The following is a 367-nucleotide window of genomic DNA, read 5'->3' as shown; positions in this document are numbered from 1 at the left end:
CGGGGTGTTCCACAAGTTGGCTAATATTCTGTTTTATGTCCTTCCTGTCTATTTCCAACAACAAAAACCTTAACAGCAATATCTCAATCTCTTCTTCAACTCCGGATAACTTCGTTTCTAGTATTTTCTTGAACCTAGGTTTTTTAGTCGCCAATGAATCTGACATAACATTTTCTACAACGTTCGGTATTGTTGCTCTGATAACAGACAAAAACAATCTAAAGCTGTCTATAGTCTTTTCTCGTTCAGAATCAGACAAATCTTCAGACAGAAACTCTTCTTCTATTCTTGGTAGGATCATTGGTAGCACAAAATTATCATCTAGCAGTGATATATCTGCTTTTATTAAGAAAATATACGAATCCAA

At 34.9% G+C, this 367-nt stretch carries 1 protein-coding gene; it reads right to left on the bottom strand.

Annotation, left to right across the window (positions count from 1 at the left end; genetic code table 11):
- A partial coding sequence (locus tag A3750_RS26985; protein WP_231871895.1) for a hypothetical protein occupies positions 1–367 on the bottom strand: 367 nt, incomplete at both ends.

It is taken from the genome of Oleiphilus sp. HI0079, from assembly GCF_001635105.1.
Note: the sequence above shows the minus strand (reverse complement) of the source record. Positions and strands in the feature narration are given on the sequence as shown.